The sequence below is a fragment of the Kroppenstedtia guangzhouensis genome (assembly GCF_014637345.1).
Classification (GTDB): Bacteria; Bacillota; Bacilli; order Thermoactinomycetales; family DSM-45169; genus Kroppenstedtia; species Kroppenstedtia guangzhouensis.
On sequence record NZ_BMEX01000075.1, the window covers coordinates 1 to 718 of the forward strand.

Annotated in this window: 1 pseudogene; it reads left to right on the forward strand. The window is 49.2% G+C overall.

Going from position 1 to position 718, the window contains the following annotated elements:
• Window positions 1-86: 86 nt before the first annotated feature.
• A pseudogene (locus IEV46_RS18290) lies at window positions 87-718 on the forward strand (IS3 family transposase); the annotation flags it as partial.

Here is a 718-nt window from a genome sequence, read left to right on the forward strand (position 1 = left end):
TGGTATTATCCCCATACGGTAGACAGTGAAAAAAGTCCATCTGGTAAGATGGACAAAAGCACTGAACTGCCGGAGGGGATTTTCTTATGGCGAAAAAAGGGCAAACATTCAAACGGTACACATTGGAAACCAAAGCGGAAGCGATCCGCCTTCATCTGGAAGAAGGCCTGTCCTATCGATCCATTTGTGAGCGTTTGGCGATCCGTAGCAAGTCCCAAGTCCAAGACTGGGTTCAACGACATCAAAAAGGGGAATCGTTGGTAGATCACCGGGGAGTATGGAATCGGAAGCACTTTGACAATTTAGAGGAAGAGAACGCTTACCTAAAAGCGCAGGTAGATTTCCTAAAAAAGCGTCATCCAAATCTGTTGGGGGAGTGATTTCCAAAAGCAATCGCTTTGCCATAATCGATGAACTGCGCGATCATCACTCCTTGGCACAGTTACTGCAAATCGCCCAGGTTTCCCGTTCTGGTTACTATAAGTGGAAGAAGACCCGGTCTCTCGCCGAAGAACGCCGGTCCAAGGATGCCTGGATTCAAGAGCATATCCTGGCAATCCATCGCCTCCACCCGTATTACGGGTATATTCGAATGACCACCGCTCTCCGACGCGAAGGCATGGTGGTGAATCGAAAACGTGTCCGTAGACTAATGCGAGGGCTTGGAATCCGTTCGGTGATTCGCAAAAAACGGCCCTTTTACGGGCGGAAAGCATCC